This window comes from Spirosoma liriopis (assembly GCF_023196085.1).
Classification (GTDB): domain Bacteria; phylum Bacteroidota; class Bacteroidia; order Cytophagales; family Spirosomataceae; genus Spirosoma; species Spirosoma oryzicola.
On record NZ_JALPRF010000001.1, the window covers coordinates 1,734,954 to 1,750,780 of the forward strand.

Below are 15,827 nucleotides of genomic sequence, written 5' to 3' on the forward strand. Positions count from 1 at the left end.
CTGATCCCACTGGGCACAACCTATTTAAAGATTACCTTGCCTACCTATTTTTTCAAGATTAACCGACACAATTGTTCGATTCACCTCAAAGCCATTCCTCAGCACAACGATTCCTTATTGGTCAGCGTATTGGGTTATATATCAACTCCAGAATAGCAGTAACCCCTATGGAACGTAAGGAATTTTTGAAGCGAGGATTTAGTAGCTTACTTGGCATCGCTGCGGTTGTACCGATGATCGAGAGTTGCTCATCAACCGAAATCGACCCAACAAGTACGACCACGACTGGATCAGGAACAAGCTCGTCTACTGGCTCTACCAACGGTAGTTCATCCAGCGATTGCTCGGTAACGCCCAGCGAAACGGAAGGTCCTTTCCCAACGAAAAAGCCAGCCAACTTTATCCGGAAAGACATCCGCGACGACCGCACGGGCGTCGCCTTCACAATGAACATCACCATTAAGAACGCGAACAGCAGTTGTGCGGCCCTCGCCGGAGCACTGGTCGATGTCTGGCACTGCGACAAGGATGGCAACTACTCGGAATATGGCGGAACAGGCATGCAAAGCACCAACTACACCAACGTAGACTTTTTGCGGGGGCGTCAGACGACCGACTCGAATGGTCTGGTTTCCTTCACGTCGATCTTTCCAGGCTGGTATTCAGGGCGCGCTCCGCACATTCACGTCCATATCTACAATTCGTCGGGTAAGTCGTTGCTGGTAACTCAGATTGCTTTTCCGTACGACATCGCGAACACAGTTTATACAACTGGGCAATCCTACGGTTACACGAAAGGCGCACAGGATACCAAGAACGAAAAAGACAACGTGTTTGGCGATGGCTACACCACGGAGCTAGCAACCGTATCAGGTAGTTTGTCCGGCGGTTACACATTGACGCACACTATTGTTGTTAGCGCATAGCACAACCAATAGCCGAAAGCATCGAGCATCCACTTGGTGCTTTTCAGGCGAAATGAATACATGATAAAAGGGCTTATTCGGTTGAGTTACCGTAAAATTATCGACGCATCGTCCCAGAAGGCGTGGGACAAGTACGTGTTTGATGATACCTACCAGGAATTTTACATGCAGGCGCAGTCTTACAATCAGGATAGTATGTATAGCACCTTTCAGGAGTTGTTAACACACGTTCCTGAGGCCGACAAGTTGCATTACCTGACCAGCAGAGCGGCAATCGGTTATATCAGACAGCTAAATGGTATTGTTCCCGAAATTGTCAATGCGTCGGGAAAACTGTGCTTGCCCTTTACCCAGTTCAAGTTCGAGATTTTACAGTCGCACGTACAGAACAAGGAGCTGCATAAAGTGGCTATCTCTTTCTACAGTGAGCCCCTTACCTGGATTGACACTATAGGCAATTCGTTACTGATTACCTATGGTGATCAACGTCAGTCCCTACACGAAGGGAAAGAGATAGAAACCGACCTGCTGGCGTTGCAACCTTACCTGAACGTTTCATTCGTACAGAGCGGAACGCTAGCCTAAAAACGATGGATACGCAAACGCAAGCTCAGATATACCTGTCGGACCAGCGCGGCTGTTCACAACTCGACTCATTTCGTAGCTTTCACAGCTTTAATTTCGGGTCTTATTTTGACGAAAGTCGCAAACCATTTGGCCCGCTTCAACTGGTCAACGACGATACGTTGAAAGCAGGTCACAGTATTAAAATGACCGTCGAGACCGATACAGAAGTATTTATTCTTCCAATTGCTGGTGGACTTGAATACCGCAGCGCTTTAGGAGACGGTTTCCTGGAAGCCGGACAAGTACAGCTTTTCTCACTAGCTGCGGGCATGACGTATGAAGTCGTTAATCCGTACGAAACCGAGTTTATCAACTTTCTGCACATCTGGCTATCGGCTGATTACACTTCATTTACGCCCGCTTTGAAACAAACTAGCTTCGATCTAACCAACAAGAATAAGTTATTGCCCATTAATCCGCTGGGCGGTACCAGTGCGAGCGGGTTGGCTGCTTTTATCGGTCGGTATGATGGGCGGCACGAGGCTATTTATTCCGTTACAAATTCCGGTGAGCCAGCGAAGGTCAATGGCGTTTTTGTGTTTGTGATCAGCGGTGTTTTTGAAGTGCAAAATCGATTGCTGCACGAACGGGACGGTTTAGCGCTAACGGATATCAAAAATGAAGAAGTCGAGTTTGAAGCCTTATCCAATGACGCGATTCTTTTGCTGCTGGAAGTGTCGGTATAGCTGCTAGACTCTGAACGAAACATTACAAACAAAAAGCCAGTCTGTTCTCCGCAGACTGGCTTTTCACAATACTTAAACCGAATTAAGCTTGCTGTTCCATACCGGCTTCTTCGGCAACCTCTGTTGCGTAAGCGTCCGTTGGTACGCAGGAACAAACCAGATTCCGGTCACCGTACGCCGAGTCAATCCGGCTAACACTCGGCCAGAATTTGCGAGCCTGCACGTATGGCAATGGATAGACGGCTTTCTCACGCGAGTAAGGCCGGTTCCAGTTGTCAGCTAATGCCACCGTTGCCGTGTGTGGTGCATGTTTCAGCACGTTACTATTCCGCTCAGCAACGCCCGTTTCAATTTCGCGAATTTCTTCACGAATGGCGATCATCGCATCGCAGAAGCGGTCAAGCTCGGCTTTTGATTCGGATTCGGTTGGTTCAATCATCAACGTTCCGGCTACCGGGAACGAAACCGTTGGCGCGTGGAACCCGTAATCCATCAACCGCTTGGCAATATCTTCAACTTCAACGCCCGCAGCCGCTTTGAACGGACGGCAATCAACGATCATTTCGTGCGCAGCCCGGCCATTGGCTCCGGTGTATAGCGTATCGTAATGACCATTCAGCCGCGCCTTGATGTAGTTCGCATTCAGGATAGCCCGCTTCGTAGCGTTGGTCAATCCTTCGCTACCCATCATGGCAATGTACGCGTAGGAAATGACGAGAATACTGGCCGAACCGTACGGAGCTGCCGACACCGCATGAATTGCCTGATCGCCACCCGTTTGCACAAGCGTATGACCGGGCAGGAATGGAGCTAGATGGGCCGCCACACCGATTGGTCCCATACCAGGGCCGCCACCACCGTGAGGAATACAGAACGTCTTGTGCAAATTTAGGTGACACACATCGGCCCCAATCGTTGCGGGTGAGGTCAGACCGACCTGCGCATTCATATTGGCACCGTCCATGTAAACCTGGCCACCATGCTGGTGAATAACTTCGCAGATTTCTTTAATGCTTTCCTCAAAAACACCGTGCGTCGATGGATAGGTCACCATCAGACACGACAGATCATTGCTGTATTGTTCGGCTTTTGCTTTCAGATCCGCGACATCAATGTTGCCACGATCATCGCATTTAACGATCACAACTTTCATGCCTGCCATAACGGCACTGGCGGGGTTGGTACCGTGCGCCGACTGCGGGATCAACGATACCGTACGGTGATGATCACCCCGGCTTTCGTGGTAAGCCCGAATTACCATCAAACCAGCGTATTCGCCCTGTGCACCGGAGTTTGGTTGCAGCGACATGGCCGCAAAGCCCGTGATTTCACACAGCCAATCGTTCAGATCGCTGAAAAGCTGTTGATAGCCCAACGTCTGATCCTTTGGCGCAAATGGATGCAGTTTGCCGAATTCAGGCCAGGTTACCGGAATCATTTCGGCAGTAGCATTCAGCTTCATCGTGCAGCTACCGAGTGAAATCATCGAATGAACCAGCGAAAGGTCTTTCTCTTCCAATGACTTCAGATAACGCAGCATTTCGTGCTCGGTATGATGCGTATTGAAAACCGGGTGCGTCAAATAATCGGACTGACGAACAAGGCGCTCAGGCCAGGTGATTTCCAGGCTATCGATAATCGCGTCGAGATCGCATTTTACGCCAAAGATCGACATCAGTTCAAGAACGTCGTCTACGGTCTTCGTTTCATCAAACGACACGCTGACATGCTCACCATCGGGCAAATACCGTAGGTTTATCTGCGACGCCCGCGCCGATTTTTTGATCGACTCAACATCACCGACTTTTACGGTTACCGTATCGAAATAGTTTTCGGTGCTAAGCTCGTGAGCGCTCCAGCGTAGCGCTGTCGCGAAGGTTTTTGCCAGCGCGTGTACTTTTTCGCCAATCGTCCGGAGCCGTTGCGGACCGTGGTACACCGCGTAACTACCCGCCATGACGGCCAGCAGAACCTGCGCGGTACAAATGTTTGATGTCGCTTTTTCGCGCCGGATGTGCTGCTCACGCGTTTGCAGAGCCATCCGTAACGCTGGTTTACCTTCAGCATCCTGCGAAACACCGATGATCCGACCGGGAATCTGGCGTTTGAACGCATCGCGGGTCGCGAAGTAAGCCGCGTGTGGGCCACCAAAGCCCATCGGAACGCCAAAGCGCTGCGCCGAACCAACGACCACATCAGCGCCCATTTCGCCGGGAGGGGTTAGCAGCGTCAGAGCCAGCAGATCGGCGGCAACAGCTACCGTGATGCCCAATTCATGCGCTGCCGAAATAAGATCTGTATAATCGAATACTTCGCCGTCAGAAGCCGGATACTGAAGCAGAACGCCGAAAATTTCGCCGTTCGTAAGATCGACCGAACGGTGATCACCAACCAATACGTTGATCCCTATTGGTGTCGCACGGGTCAGGATAACATCGATCGTTTGCGGATGGCAACGCTCCGAAACAAAGAACGTACTCGCTGTTTTTTTGGCCGCCGGACGCATCGCGTACAGCATGTGCATGGCCTCGGCTGCGGCAGTCGCTTCGTCTAACAGCGAGGCATTTGCCAGATCCATACCTGTTAGGTCGGATACTACTGTCTGGAAATTGAGTAACGCTTCCAGACGCCCTTGTGCAATCTCAGCCTGGTAGGGTGTGTAAGCGGTATACCAGGCCGGGTTTTCCAGAATATTCCGAAGAATAACGTTCGGTGTAATGGTATCGTAGTAACCGGTACCGATATACGATTTGAAAACTTTGTTCTGGCCAGCGAGCTTCTTGAAATCCGCCAGGAATTGCGTCTCCGATTTAGGCGCAGGCAGATCAAGGGGTCGGGGGAGCCGGATGGTAGCCGGAACCGTCTGGTCAATTAGTTCGTCGATGGATTCAACCGGTAAGCCGGTCGCTGAAATGGTTTGGAGCATTTCGGCATGAGCCGAATCGGTTTGACCGTGGTGACGGTCTTCAAATGACTCCTGGTAACGAAGGTTTAACTTCATCGAAAGATAGCTTCTGTATAAGATGCAAATTTACACAACCGTCCCGTAAAAAGAGGTATAAACTAAGCCGCTTGTCAAAGGATTCTATGCTAGTCAAACGCAATTAGTAGCGTTGCAGTTCGCGCTATTACCTATCGATTACCGGTGCATTCTACTAACTGTGAATGAATAGGTTAGCCATAGACTAGATGCTACAGAGCAGGATTTATCCTGTTATATCAATTCAACCCAACTCTATCTTGGCTGCGTCTTATAAATACCGTTTTCGGAACAACGGGTAAACAGTAGGTTCTACTCTGCTATCACCCCTGCGCTAGGATCACAGACGCGCATTTTCCTTGTCTGCTAGTGGATAATCCGCTATACTTACCACCTCAACTTTCGACTACTTTACTAAATGGTAACGCCTACAACCGGGGCTACCCACCTGTTTCGACTTTTAGTACCCACCGAAAAATACGGGCGATTAGAAGCCCGGTCTATTGATCCTTCTACCGGATTGAAGACCCCGTCAGCAGATTTGTCAGCAGAATTAGGGCGGGTATCGCCCGTATTAGCCGTTTTCTTTGGCGTTTTACTGCTTGTACCAGCCGTCATCTATTTCGTAACCATCGTTGAGAACGCGTACAATTTTCCGTACGAGGACGATTTTAATAGCGCACTAAGTTTTGTTTCGGACTACGCATTTGGCAACCTGACATTTGGGGGAAAGCTTAAATTGCTTTTTTCGCAATATAACGAGCACCGCATCGTCTTTGACCGGCTGGTCTTTCTGGCCGATTATGCCTTGTTCGGCGAATTGAATTTCAGCCATTTGATACTTGTTGGTAACCTTTCGCTCGTCCTGATTTGCCTGCTCTTTTTTAAAGCGTCCTTTCGGGGATTTCCACTGCATCAGAAGTTGCTTTTTCTGCTGCCGGTAGCTTATTCGCTCTTTTTGTTTCAATACTGGGAGCTATCGACCTGGAGCATGGCTGCTCTGCAAAACCTGTATGTCATTCCATTTGCCATGCTTAGTTTATACAGCCTGAGCCGACCCGGTCGGGGTGCGTTTGCTCTTGCCTGCGGAGCGGCTATCCTGGCGACGTTTACGAGTGGTAATGGTATGTTTACGTTTGTAACGGGTGCCGCTCTACTTCTACTGATCCAATCGTACAGACAGCTCGTTTTGTGGCTGGTAGTCAGTGCATTGACAATCGCTTTCTACTTTTTGGGATACATCCGGCCACCCTACCACCCTGATGTCGTTGATTCGTTGTTTAACCATAGCGGACGGGCTATTGCGTACTTTTTTACGTTGACCGGCATGATTTTAGGTCCCGGACGGCCAACGGCCAGTATGCTCTTTGGAATCGCGTCGCTGCTTTTCTCACTTGGTTTACTCGGCTACGCTTGGTATACGAAGCGCATTAGTAGCAATTTACCCGTCATCGGCTGGCTGTTATTTCTATATCTGACCTGTTTGTCGCTTATGGCAACCCGTTCAGGAATGGGTCTCGGACACGCAACAACACCACGCTACGGTATTGTCGTCGTCATGCTGTTTGCTACGCAATCGGTGTTGGCGCTCCAACTTATCGAACACCGTTTACTGCGCCTTAGCGTCTTAGCGGGTTATACGGTTCTTGCGGTTTTTGTGTATATATCGCCCATCAATCAGGGCAACCGCCAGCGTATCTACGACCGAACACGCACGATGCGTTACAGCAGCGCTTTTTACAACAACAACCCCGCGAATCTGTCCTTTCATTGGTCGAATCAAGAGTTTCCGAAAAAGATCTACGCCACGGCTCACAAACAAGGTATCTACCAAATACCGCCGGTCACCTTTAACGATCTGAAAAGCGCCCCTCAACCATTCGATCCAACCCAGTTAAAGCAGACAAACAGCGTTACGTACAAAGCGAAGCCAGTAGAAGCAGGTAATTTCCTGATTTTCTACCGGTCTTGGGCGTTGGTCAATGGCACATTTCCCCGGAAGGCATCGATCCAGCTCGTTGCTCGGTCTTCGTCAGCCTGTTACGCTTTCGCTACGCAAGTTCATACCTGGAATGATCAGGAGGATCGCCTGTTATCCCGTCACTACACGCAACCAGGCTTTTCCTGCGTTCTGGACAAAAAAGAGCTCAAACCAGGTCATTATAACTTATGGTTACGCATTAACGACGGGCAAACGCAAACAGACCAGCCGCTCGACAGCACGTTGGACGTATAGTGAGTTCTTTATCTGCGGTTAAAAACCATTGGTTTCTGACCGCTCAACGGCAACCTTGCATGATATTTGCACGGCCACTAGTAACTTCTTATTCCGAATTGGCACCTTAAACCAGGCTGTATGAAAGTTGTGATTCTTGCCGGAGGCTTAGGCACTCGTTTGAGTGAAGAAACCGTCGTCAAGCCCAAGCCGATGGTAGAAATTGGCGGTATGCCTATTCTCTGGCATATCATGAAGATCTATTCGGCTCACGGTTTCAACGAATTCATTGTTTGCCTTGGCTACAAAGGCTACCTGATCAAAGAATACTTCGCTAATTACTTTCTGCATCAGTCGGATGTAACAATCGATATGCGAACCAATCAGGTTCAGGTTCACAATTCGCAGGCCGAACCCTGGAAGATTACGCTGGTAGACACCGGTATCGATAGCATGACGGGCGGACGACTCAAACGGGTGCAACATCATATCGGCAATGAGCCATTCCTGATGACCTACGGTGATGGCGTCGGCGACGTTGACATTACCCAGTTAGTTGCTTTTCATCAGGCACAGGGAAAACGATGCACGTTAACGGCGGTCCAGCCTTCGGCTCGCTTTGGCGCTCTGGACGTTGATGATGCCAATGGCGTTCGCTCGTTTCTTGAAAAACCAAAGGGTGATGGAGCCTGGATAAACGGCGGTTTTTTCGTTTGCCAGCCGGAGGTGTTTAATTACATTGCGGGCGACAGTACCACCTGGGAACGCTATCCGATGGAAACCCTGGCCGCCGAAGGAGAGCTTATGGCTTTTAAGCATCACGGCTTCTGGAAACCGATGGATACCCTTCGCGACAAACTAGAACTGGAAACAGCCTGGAGTGCTGGCACGGCTGAGTGGAAAATCTGGTAAAGGCTACTGCATGACAACATTATTCGCCGATCAGTACCGCAACAAAACCGTATTACTTACCGGCCATACGGGTTTTAAAGGATCTTGGCTTGCCTACTGGCTACTCGAGTTAGGGGCTAATGTGGTTGGCTATTCGCTGCCCGCTCCAACCCATCCGAACCATTGGGAATTGCTTCAACTGCCCATAACGCACGAGCTAGGCAACATCACCGATCAGCAACGGCTACAAATGGTTTGTGATGCGCACCAGCCCGATGTAGTCATCCATATGGCGGCTCAATCGTTGGTTCGCTACTCGTACCAGAACCCATTGGAAACAATTGAAACGAACATTCTGGGAACGGCTAAACTACTGGACTCCGTTCGTCAGACGCCATCGGTACGGGCCGTCGTGATTGTGACCAGCGATAAATGTTACGAAAATCCGGAGGATGGCCGACCCCTGAATGAGACTGACCGTATGGGCGGTTACGACCCGTACAGTATGTCCAAGGGAGCCGCTGAACTGGTGACGAATAGCTACCGAAACTCATTTTTCAATCCGACCAACTACGGCAAAACGCATCAAACGCTGTTAGCCAGTGTTCGGGCCGGTAACGTTATTGGCGGTGGTGACTGGGCCGAAGACCGGCTGATTCCCGATCTGATCCGGGGTAGCGTTTCCAATCAGCCCGTTACGATCCGAAACCCCGAATCGGTGCGGCCCTGGCAGCATGTGCTGGAACCGTTGTCGGGTTATTTGCTCGTAGGACAGCGCTTACTCACGGGCGACATAACCGCAGCAACCGGCTGGAATTTTGGTCCACCGCCCGAAGACATTTTACCCGTACGAGCCGTTGTGCGACAGGCGCAAACACGCTGGTCGGCTATCAATTACCACGAAACACCTTCGCCTGACAATCCGCACGAAGCCCATTTGCTCCGGCTCGATTGCACCAAAGCGCACGAGCAACTCAATTGGTACCCGGTTTGGGATATGCCAACGACTATTACCCGCACCATCGACTGGTACCGTGCCTATTACGAGCAAAACCAGCTTCTCACAACCGCTGACCTGACGGCCTATGTACAACAGGCACAGGCCACAAACCAGATCTGGACCCGATGACGTTCAAAGAAACTTCTTTACCGGGTGCTTACCTGGTCGAACTATCGCCCCGCAGCGATAACCGGGGCTGGTTTGCCCGTACGTACGACAAAGCGGCTTTCGCACAGATCGGCCACCACGACGACTGGGTACAGATGAATCACTCCATGACGTGCCAGACCGGAGCCATTCGCGGTATGCATTTTCAGCACCCGCCCAAAGCCGAAATTAAACTGGTTCGTTGCGTTGCCGGGCGGGTGTTCGACGTTATTGCTGACTTGCGCGCCCAATCGCCGACGTTTGGGCGCTGGTTTGGCACCGAATTATCAGCCGATAACGGACATATGCTTTACATCCCGAAAGGGTTTGCGCACGGGTTTCAGACACTCACGGCGGACTGCCAGTTGATTTACTGCCATAGCGCCTATTATTCACCCGATCACGAAGGAGCCATTCGGTACAACGACCCACGAATTGGCATCACCTGGCCCCTGCCCATCAGCGACCTTTCGGACCGGGACGCCAGCCATCCACTCCTGAACGACCAATTTACTGGTTTAACTGTATAGCCTCATGCATTGCCGCTTTTGCCAAACGCCCCTTCAGCACGTTTTTATTGATCTGGTCAATTCGCCCGCGTCGAACTCGTTTTTGACACGGGAGCAGTTAAACGAACCGGAAACGTTTTATCCACTGAAGGTATACACCTGCCCCAATTGCTTTCTAGTTCAGATTGACGAGTACAAAAAGTCGGATGCTATTTTTGACAACGAGTACGTGTATTTTTCGTCTTTCTCAACCAGTTGGCTGGCTCACGCCAAACGGTACGTAGCGGATATGATCGAACGTTTTGGTTTAAATGCCGACTCGCAGGTTGTTGAGATTGCGTCCAACGATGGATATTTGCTTCAATATTTTGCCGAAAAGCAGATTCCGGTACTGGGCATCGAACCAACGGCAAACACGGCTGCGGTAGCCATTGAAAAAGGAATACCGACCATCACCCGCTTTTTCGGAACCCAACTGGCTCATGAGCTGGCACTGACCGACTCCAAAGCGGATCTGCTGTTGGGCAACAACGTCTTGGCGCACGTACCGGACATTGTAGATTTCGTGGCCGGTATGAAAATACTGCTGAAGCCAACGGGTGTTATTACGATGGAGTTTCCGCACTTGTTGAACCTGGTCGAGCAGAACCAGTTCGATACGATTTACCACGAGCATTTTTCATACCTCTCGTTTTATACGGTCAGCCGGATTTTTGAATCGCAGGGGTTGGTACTGTTCGATGTCGATGAACTTCCAACGCACGGCGGCTCGTTACGCATTTACGCCAAACACGCGGATGATCCGACGAAACCGATTTCGCCAAACGTTACGGCTTTGTTGCAAAAAGAAACAGCAACGGGCCTGACGACGATGGCTTATTATAGTCATTTTCAGCAGCGAGCCGAACGCGTAAAAATCGACCTACTTTACTTTTTGCTGGATCAAAAGCGGGCGGGCAAATCGGTAGCGGCTTACGGCGCTGCGGCCAAAGGCAATACGCTACTGAATTTCTGCGGTGTTAAAAATGACTTCATCGACTTTGTGGTGGACGCCAATCCGGCCAAACAAAACAAGTTTTTGCCCGCCAGCCACATTCCAGTCGTTCACGAAGACCAACTCAAAACGCAGAAGCCCGACTACGTATTGATTCTACCCTGGAACCTGCGCGACGAAATCACGCAGCAATTGGCGTATATTCGTGAATGGGGCGGTCAGTTTGTTGTCGCCATCCCTCAACTGACGGTATGGTAAACAACGTCAAGACAGTACTGGTCACCGGCGCAACGGGTTTTATCGGCAACCATGTCGTAGAGCAGTTGTTGGCAACGCATGATGTTCGTGTCATTACTACAGCGCGTACGAAGCCTACTGGCGCGCCCTGGCTATCGAACGTGACGTTCATTCCATTCGACATAAGCACTGATTTTTCGGAAAAAGACCTATTTACTTACTTTGAACGACCTGACGCGGTCATTCATTTAGCCTGGCAAGGCTTGCCGGATTACAAATCATTGGCGCACCTGGACACATACTGGCTGCAACACTATCGATTTTTAACCAATCTGCTGACCAATGGCCTGACGGACCTCACCGTGACGGGAACCTGTCTGGAATATGGCCTGCAAAGCGGTTGCCTTACGGAAGACCTACCAACGCAGCCTACGACTGCTTACGGCTTAGCGAAAGATACGCTCCGCAAAACCCTTGACCTGTTCGTAGCCGATCGGAATATTTTGTTCAAGTGGGTACGGCTGTTTTACATGTTCGGCAAGGGGCAAAATCCCAGGTCGCTTTTGGCACAGGTCGAAGCAGCTGCGCTACGAAACGAGCCGGTTTTCAACATGTCGAAAGGCGAGCAGCTGCGCGATTATCTACCCGTAACCAGCGTAGCCAATAACCTCGTACGAATAGCGTTGCAAAAGCAAATTACCGGCATTATTAACTGCGCCAGCGGTCAACCGATTGCTGTACGGACGCTGGTGGAACGATTTATGCAGGAGCATCAATACGCGTTAACGCTAAATCTGGGTTATTACCCGTATCCCGATTATGAACCGCTGGCCTTCTGGGGCCATCCAGCCAAACTTCAATCCCTAACTAACCCATGACAAGCACCGACCCGATCACTGATTTCAAGAACGAATGCGCCGAACGAATTGCGTCTTACCCAGAGAAAACCGATCTGGTAGAAGCTGCGCGGGCCTTCAACATTGCCTCGAATCGCGAGAAATACTCTTATAACTTCACCTGGATGGGACGTCCTATCATTCAGTATCCGCAGGATATGATTGCCATGCAGGAACTAATCTGGCGCATCCAACCCGACCTGATTATCGAAACGGGCATTGCTCACGGTGGTTCGCTGATTTTTTATGCGTCACTGCTCGAACTGATCGGCAAAGGTGAAGTTATCGGCATCGACATTGACATTCGCGATCATAATCGCCGGGAGATCGAAGCGCATCCGATGTTTAAACGCATCACGATGCTACAAGGCTCGGCTATCGATGAAAGGTTGGTGGAAGAAGTCAAAAAACGGGCGGTTGGCAAGCAAACAGTGATGGTCTGTCTGGATTCGAACCACACCCACGAGCACGTCCTGCGCGAACTGGAACTGTATTCGCCCTTCGTAACGGTCGGATCATATCTAGTTGTGTTCGACACGATTGTCGAAGATATGCCCGCCAGGATGTACGACCGTCCGTGGGATCAGGGCAACAACCCCAAAACAGCCGTGTGGGAGTTTATGAAGCAAACCGACGCGTTTGAAATCGATCACGCCATCGACAATAAATTATTAATTTCAGTAGCCCCCGAAGGCTACCTGAAGCGTGTGAAGTAAGATTATGCTTAGTCCGTCGCAACCGCTTTTCAGCATCGTCATTCCGCTTTATAACCAACAACTGCCGTTTTTTCAGCAGGCGTTGGAAAGTGCGCTGAATCAGACGTACCCGCACATTGAAGTGATTGTGTCGGACAACCATTCGACAAACGATGCACCTGCTTTTCTGACGACAATTCAGGATCCTCGCTTACGTGTAGTAAAACCACCGGAGTTTCTGCCAATGGTCCGGCATTTTCAGTTTGCCGCCGATCAGGCCACGGGCGACTACATTTCGTTTCTCTGCTCCGACGACTGGATTTACCCGACAGCGATTGAAACACTGGCGGACCAGTTGCTGGCCAATCCAAAAGCAGCGGTGGCTTACTGCGAAATTGAAAACGTTGACCACAAAGACATTACAAAGGTTCGCCTGTACACCAACCGTAAAAAATCGGGAGTTCGCTCAGCAGCCGAATCATTAACCGAACTGCTTCATTCACGACCTTTTTTCGCCTGGATTCCGGGCGGTATCATGAAACGGTCGGCTTATGAGCAGGTACGTTATTTGCTGGATGGTACGATCACATATGCCTTCGATGTAGCCTTGTTGTTCAAACTGCACGAGCATGGCGATGTCATCTACATAGATAAACCGCTAGCCAAGTTTCGGGTGTGGACCGCCAAAGACGGGAAATTAGGTGGAGCGCGATTACTCGAAAATATTGGCGACTTGGGCAGGAGTTGCCAACTGCTGGAAGAGTCGCCACGGCTTATTAATTACCTACCCAATGGCGTTAACGACATTACGGAATGGCGCGCTTATCAGGCCAAGCGGTGGATAATGGCCCTGCTGGTGGGTATTATTACCGGCACAATCGATGCCCAAACCTGCCGCGAAGGAATCAAAACGATTGACAAACACATTTCGCCGAACCCAACGGGATCTATTGCCTTAGCTGCGTTGATTGCCAAGCCACAAATTTACGTCGTCAAGCCCGCGCTTAACCTGTTATATCGACTGTATTTGTCTATTCAATACCGAACAAAACGAGGAATTTAGCACCATCATGACAAAACGAGTTACGTTTTTGCATCCACACTGTATGCTGGCCGGAGGGTCTACTACCTTTCTGCTACAGGTTTGTTTGCAACTTATTCGTCATGATTGGGAGATTACTATCGTATCGGTTCGCTCCGATCCGGCCATTGTCGCGGAAGCCCGGCAGGCGGGCCTTCGTTTTGTCGATGTAGGCGGCCCACTATCTTCGTCGATCTGGTTCTGGGTACTTTATCCGCTTATGTTCTGGCGAATCTACCGGGCCGCCCGCGCGCTCGATACACCCGTGATTGTTTCAGAGCCGTTTCCGGCTAACTGGTGGGGCTGGTTTTACAAGATGCTACGCCCAAAGGTTATGCTTATTTATGTCTGTCACGAACCAACGGCCTTTATCTTCTCCAAAGCGTGGATCGACTCCATCAAACCAACCTACATGCGCTGGGGGCTGAAGCTGGTCAATCCGTTGTTTCGCTGGATCGAACAGACGTTAATGCCCGTCACCGATCTGGTGGAAGTAAACTCTCGTTTCTCGGCGGAGGAAGTGAAAACGACTTTTCCAACGCTTGCAGCCGACAAAATCCGACTTATCTACGGGGGCATTGCTCATGACGTTTTTCACACGCGCCCAATGGTCAAGCGACTGCCGCAGGTCGTCATGGTCGGGGTGTTATCAAAATTCAAAAACACGGATTTAGTCATCCAGGCCGTTCATCTGCTCCACCAACAGGAAAAATACCGACATATCAGGCTCGTTATCAAAGGAAAAGGCTTCGAGAAGGCTACGCTTACCGAACTCGCGGCCAATCTTGGTATCGCGCATTCCGTGCAGATCATCGACGAATTTTACACGGATGAGCAATTAGCCCATTTACTTTGCAGCAGCCGCGTGCTGGTCCATGCTGCCCATAATGAACCGTTTGGGTTATCGGTCATCGAAGCACTGGCCTGCGGTACGCCCGCCGTTGTTACAGGAACAGGTGGAACGGGCGAAACCGTCGCGGATGGTCAATCGGGTCTTTATTTTGAATCAGGAAATGCCCGCGATCTGGCGGACAAACTGGCGCTGTTGTTCGATGACCAAGCGTATTGGCAACAGTTATCGGTGGGAGCTGTTGAACAGGCCAGTCATTTCACCTGGGAGCAAACCGATATTCATTTCCGTCGGTTGCTAGACGAAGCTATCGGAAAGTCGCAACCGACTATTTGATCCGTTTGTACACTTCGACAATTGCCTGGTTGTGCCACCGATGCAGGGCGCGAACCATTGGCGATTTGTAGTGACGCAGCAGCGTTTCGTAATCCTCCGCAAATTGCTTTTCGAATTCGCTTCCCCCTTTCGATGCCTGGTGAATCCTAAAAGCGGTAAACAGCTGGCGACTGACCGCAGGGGGTTGACACGTCAATAAGCGCAACCACCAATCGTAATCCATCGTGTACCGCAGTGATTCGTCGAGGTAGCCAAGCTGCTCGTGAACCGACCGACGCCAGAACGTTGCGGGTTGGCAGATTGTATTCGTTACGCCCATATATACCGCCGGAACTAGCGACCGCAGCAGTCGTTTATACTGCCGAACCGGCTCCTGAATCACTTGACCACTCTCGTTTACAATCTGACAGTCGCCGGTCAGCCAGAGCGCATTGGGGTGATTAGCAAAAAACTGCCCTACGGCCATCAGCGTACCGGGCAGAAAGTAATCGTCGGAGTTAAGCCAGCAAACAATATCACCAATAGCCAGCCGAAGTCCTTTGTTAATGGCATCTGTTTGGCCCCGATCCCGCTCGGCTACCAGCGTCAATCGATTGCCGTACGATTTCGCAATAGCAAGAGTATTGTCGGTTGATAAGCCATCGACAACGATGTATTCGAGTCTGGGGTATTCCTGAGACAATACCGATTCGATGGTTTGGCGAATAAACTGACCCTGATTGTAGGAGGGCGTAATGACGCTGATGGACGGGAGCAT

The 15,827-nt window shown here is 50.5% G+C and carries 14 protein-coding genes; 12 read left to right on the plus strand and 2 right to left on the minus strand.

Annotated features, from left to right (window positions below):
* The first annotated feature begins 167 nt into the window (after positions 1-167).
* The 3 genes from M0L20_RS07170 to M0L20_RS07180 are packed head-to-tail and all read left to right on the plus strand — an operon-like array spanning position 168 to position 2,239.
* Positions 168-926: a dioxygenase family protein gene (locus M0L20_RS07170; protein WP_248476279.1), complete on the plus strand. Its 759-nt coding sequence runs from the start codon at positions 168-170 to the stop codon at positions 924-926.
* Between the two features lie 60 nt (positions 927-986).
* On the plus strand, positions 987-1,511 hold the full coding sequence (locus M0L20_RS07175) for a hypothetical protein (RefSeq protein WP_248476280.1): 525 nt from the start codon (positions 987-989) through the stop codon (positions 1,509-1,511).
* 5 nt (positions 1,512-1,516) lie between these two features.
* Positions 1,517-2,239: a pirin family protein gene (locus M0L20_RS07180; RefSeq protein ID WP_248476281.1), complete on the plus strand. Its 723-nt coding sequence runs from the start codon at positions 1,517-1,519 to the stop codon at positions 2,237-2,239.
* 82 nt (positions 2,240-2,321) lie between these two features.
* On the opposite strand, the gene gcvP is transcribed toward M0L20_RS07180, so the two are convergent.
* Positions 2,322-5,240, minus strand: a complete 2,919-nt coding sequence (gene gcvP, locus M0L20_RS07185) for an aminomethyl-transferring glycine dehydrogenase (protein WP_248476282.1) — start codon at positions 5,238-5,240, stop codon at positions 2,322-2,324.
* A 397-nt stretch (positions 5,241-5,637) separates the two neighbouring features.
* Between gcvP and M0L20_RS07190 the strand changes: the two genes are divergently transcribed.
* The 9 genes from M0L20_RS07190 (at position 5,638) to M0L20_RS07230 (ending at position 15,070) form a co-directional block, all read left to right on the plus strand.
* On the plus strand, positions 5,638-7,455 hold the full coding sequence (locus M0L20_RS07190) for a hypothetical protein (protein WP_248476283.1): 1,818 nt from the start codon (positions 5,638-5,640) through the stop codon (positions 7,453-7,455).
* Positions 7,456-7,575: 120 nt separating this feature from the next.
* Entirely contained in the window at positions 7,576-8,346 is a 771-nt protein-coding gene (rfbF, locus tag M0L20_RS07195) for a glucose-1-phosphate cytidylyltransferase (RefSeq protein ID WP_248476284.1), read from the plus strand.
* Between the two features lie 10 nt (positions 8,347-8,356).
* Positions 8,357-9,454, plus strand: coding sequence for a CDP-glucose 4,6-dehydratase (gene rfbG, locus M0L20_RS07200; protein WP_248476285.1), 1,098 nt, complete (start codon positions 8,357-8,359; stop codon positions 9,452-9,454).
* Positions 9,451-10,002: a dTDP-4-dehydrorhamnose 3,5-epimerase gene (gene rfbC, locus M0L20_RS07205; protein ID WP_248476286.1), complete on the plus strand. Its 552-nt coding sequence runs from the start codon at positions 9,451-9,453 to the stop codon at positions 10,000-10,002. The genes rfbG and rfbC overlap by 4 nt, the downstream gene beginning before the upstream one ends.
* A 4-nt stretch (positions 10,003-10,006) precedes the next feature.
* The gene (locus tag M0L20_RS07210; RefSeq protein ID WP_248476287.1) at positions 10,007-11,233 is read left to right on the plus strand and encodes a class I SAM-dependent methyltransferase; all 1,227 of its coding nucleotides are present in this window, start codon (positions 10,007-10,009) and stop codon (positions 11,231-11,233) included.
* Positions 11,227-12,090: an NAD-dependent epimerase/dehydratase family protein gene (locus M0L20_RS07215; protein ID WP_232560181.1), complete on the plus strand. Its 864-nt coding sequence runs from the start codon at positions 11,227-11,229 to the stop codon at positions 12,088-12,090. The genes M0L20_RS07210 and M0L20_RS07215 overlap by 7 nt, the downstream gene beginning before the upstream one ends.
* On the plus strand, positions 12,087-12,824 hold the full coding sequence (locus M0L20_RS07220; RefSeq protein ID WP_232560182.1) for a cephalosporin hydroxylase family protein: 738 nt from the start codon (positions 12,087-12,089) through the stop codon (positions 12,822-12,824). Before M0L20_RS07215 ends, M0L20_RS07220 begins: the two co-directional genes overlap by 4 nt.
* A gap of 4 nt (positions 12,825-12,828) precedes the next feature.
* On the plus strand, positions 12,829-13,866 hold the full coding sequence (locus M0L20_RS07225; RefSeq protein ID WP_248476288.1) for a glycosyltransferase family 2 protein: 1,038 nt from the start codon (positions 12,829-12,831) through the stop codon (positions 13,864-13,866).
* Positions 13,867-13,873: 7 nt separating this feature from the next.
* On the plus strand, positions 13,874-15,070 hold the full coding sequence (locus M0L20_RS07230; protein WP_248476289.1) for a glycosyltransferase family 4 protein: 1,197 nt from the start codon (positions 13,874-13,876) through the stop codon (positions 15,068-15,070).
* On the opposite strand, the gene M0L20_RS07235 is transcribed toward M0L20_RS07230, so the two are convergent.
* The gene (locus M0L20_RS07235; protein ID WP_248476290.1) at positions 15,063-15,827 is read right to left on the minus strand and encodes a glycosyltransferase family 2 protein; all 765 of its coding nucleotides are present in this window, start codon (positions 15,825-15,827) and stop codon (positions 15,063-15,065) included. The two genes, M0L20_RS07230 and M0L20_RS07235, sit on opposite strands and share 8 nt — an antisense overlap.

Coding starts and splice junctions, on each gene's coding strand:
- M0L20_RS07170 (WP_248476279.1), top strand. CDS start 168: ATGGAACGTAAGGAATTTTTGAAGCGAGGATTTAGTAGCTTACTTGGC.
- M0L20_RS07175 (WP_248476280.1), top strand. CDS start 987: ATGATAAAAGGGCTTATTCGGTTGAGTTACCGTAAAATTATCGACGCA.
- M0L20_RS07180 (WP_248476281.1), top strand. CDS start 1,517: ATGGATACGCAAACGCAAGCTCAGATATACCTGTCGGACCAGCGCGGC.
- gcvP (WP_248476282.1), bottom strand. CDS start 5,240: ATGAAGTTAAACCTTCGTTACCAGGAGTCATTTGAAGACCGTCACCAC.
- M0L20_RS07190 (WP_248476283.1), top strand. CDS start 5,638: ATGGTAACGCCTACAACCGGGGCTACCCACCTGTTTCGACTTTTAGTA.
- rfbF (WP_248476284.1), top strand. CDS start 7,576: ATGAAAGTTGTGATTCTTGCCGGAGGCTTAGGCACTCGTTTGAGTGAA.
- rfbG (WP_248476285.1), top strand. CDS start 8,357: ATGACAACATTATTCGCCGATCAGTACCGCAACAAAACCGTATTACTT.
- rfbC (WP_248476286.1), top strand. CDS start 9,451: ATGACGTTCAAAGAAACTTCTTTACCGGGTGCTTACCTGGTCGAACTA.
- M0L20_RS07210 (WP_248476287.1), top strand. CDS start 10,007: ATGCATTGCCGCTTTTGCCAAACGCCCCTTCAGCACGTTTTTATTGAT.
- M0L20_RS07215 (WP_232560181.1), top strand. CDS start 11,227: ATGGTAAACAACGTCAAGACAGTACTGGTCACCGGCGCAACGGGTTTT.
- M0L20_RS07220 (WP_232560182.1), top strand. CDS start 12,087: ATGACAAGCACCGACCCGATCACTGATTTCAAGAACGAATGCGCCGAA.
- M0L20_RS07225 (WP_248476288.1), top strand. CDS start 12,829: ATGCTTAGTCCGTCGCAACCGCTTTTCAGCATCGTCATTCCGCTTTAT.
- M0L20_RS07230 (WP_248476289.1), top strand. CDS start 13,874: ATGACAAAACGAGTTACGTTTTTGCATCCACACTGTATGCTGGCCGGA.
- M0L20_RS07235 (WP_248476290.1), bottom strand. CDS start 15,827: ATGCTCCCGTCCATCAGCGTCATTACGCCCTCCTACAATCAGGGTCAG.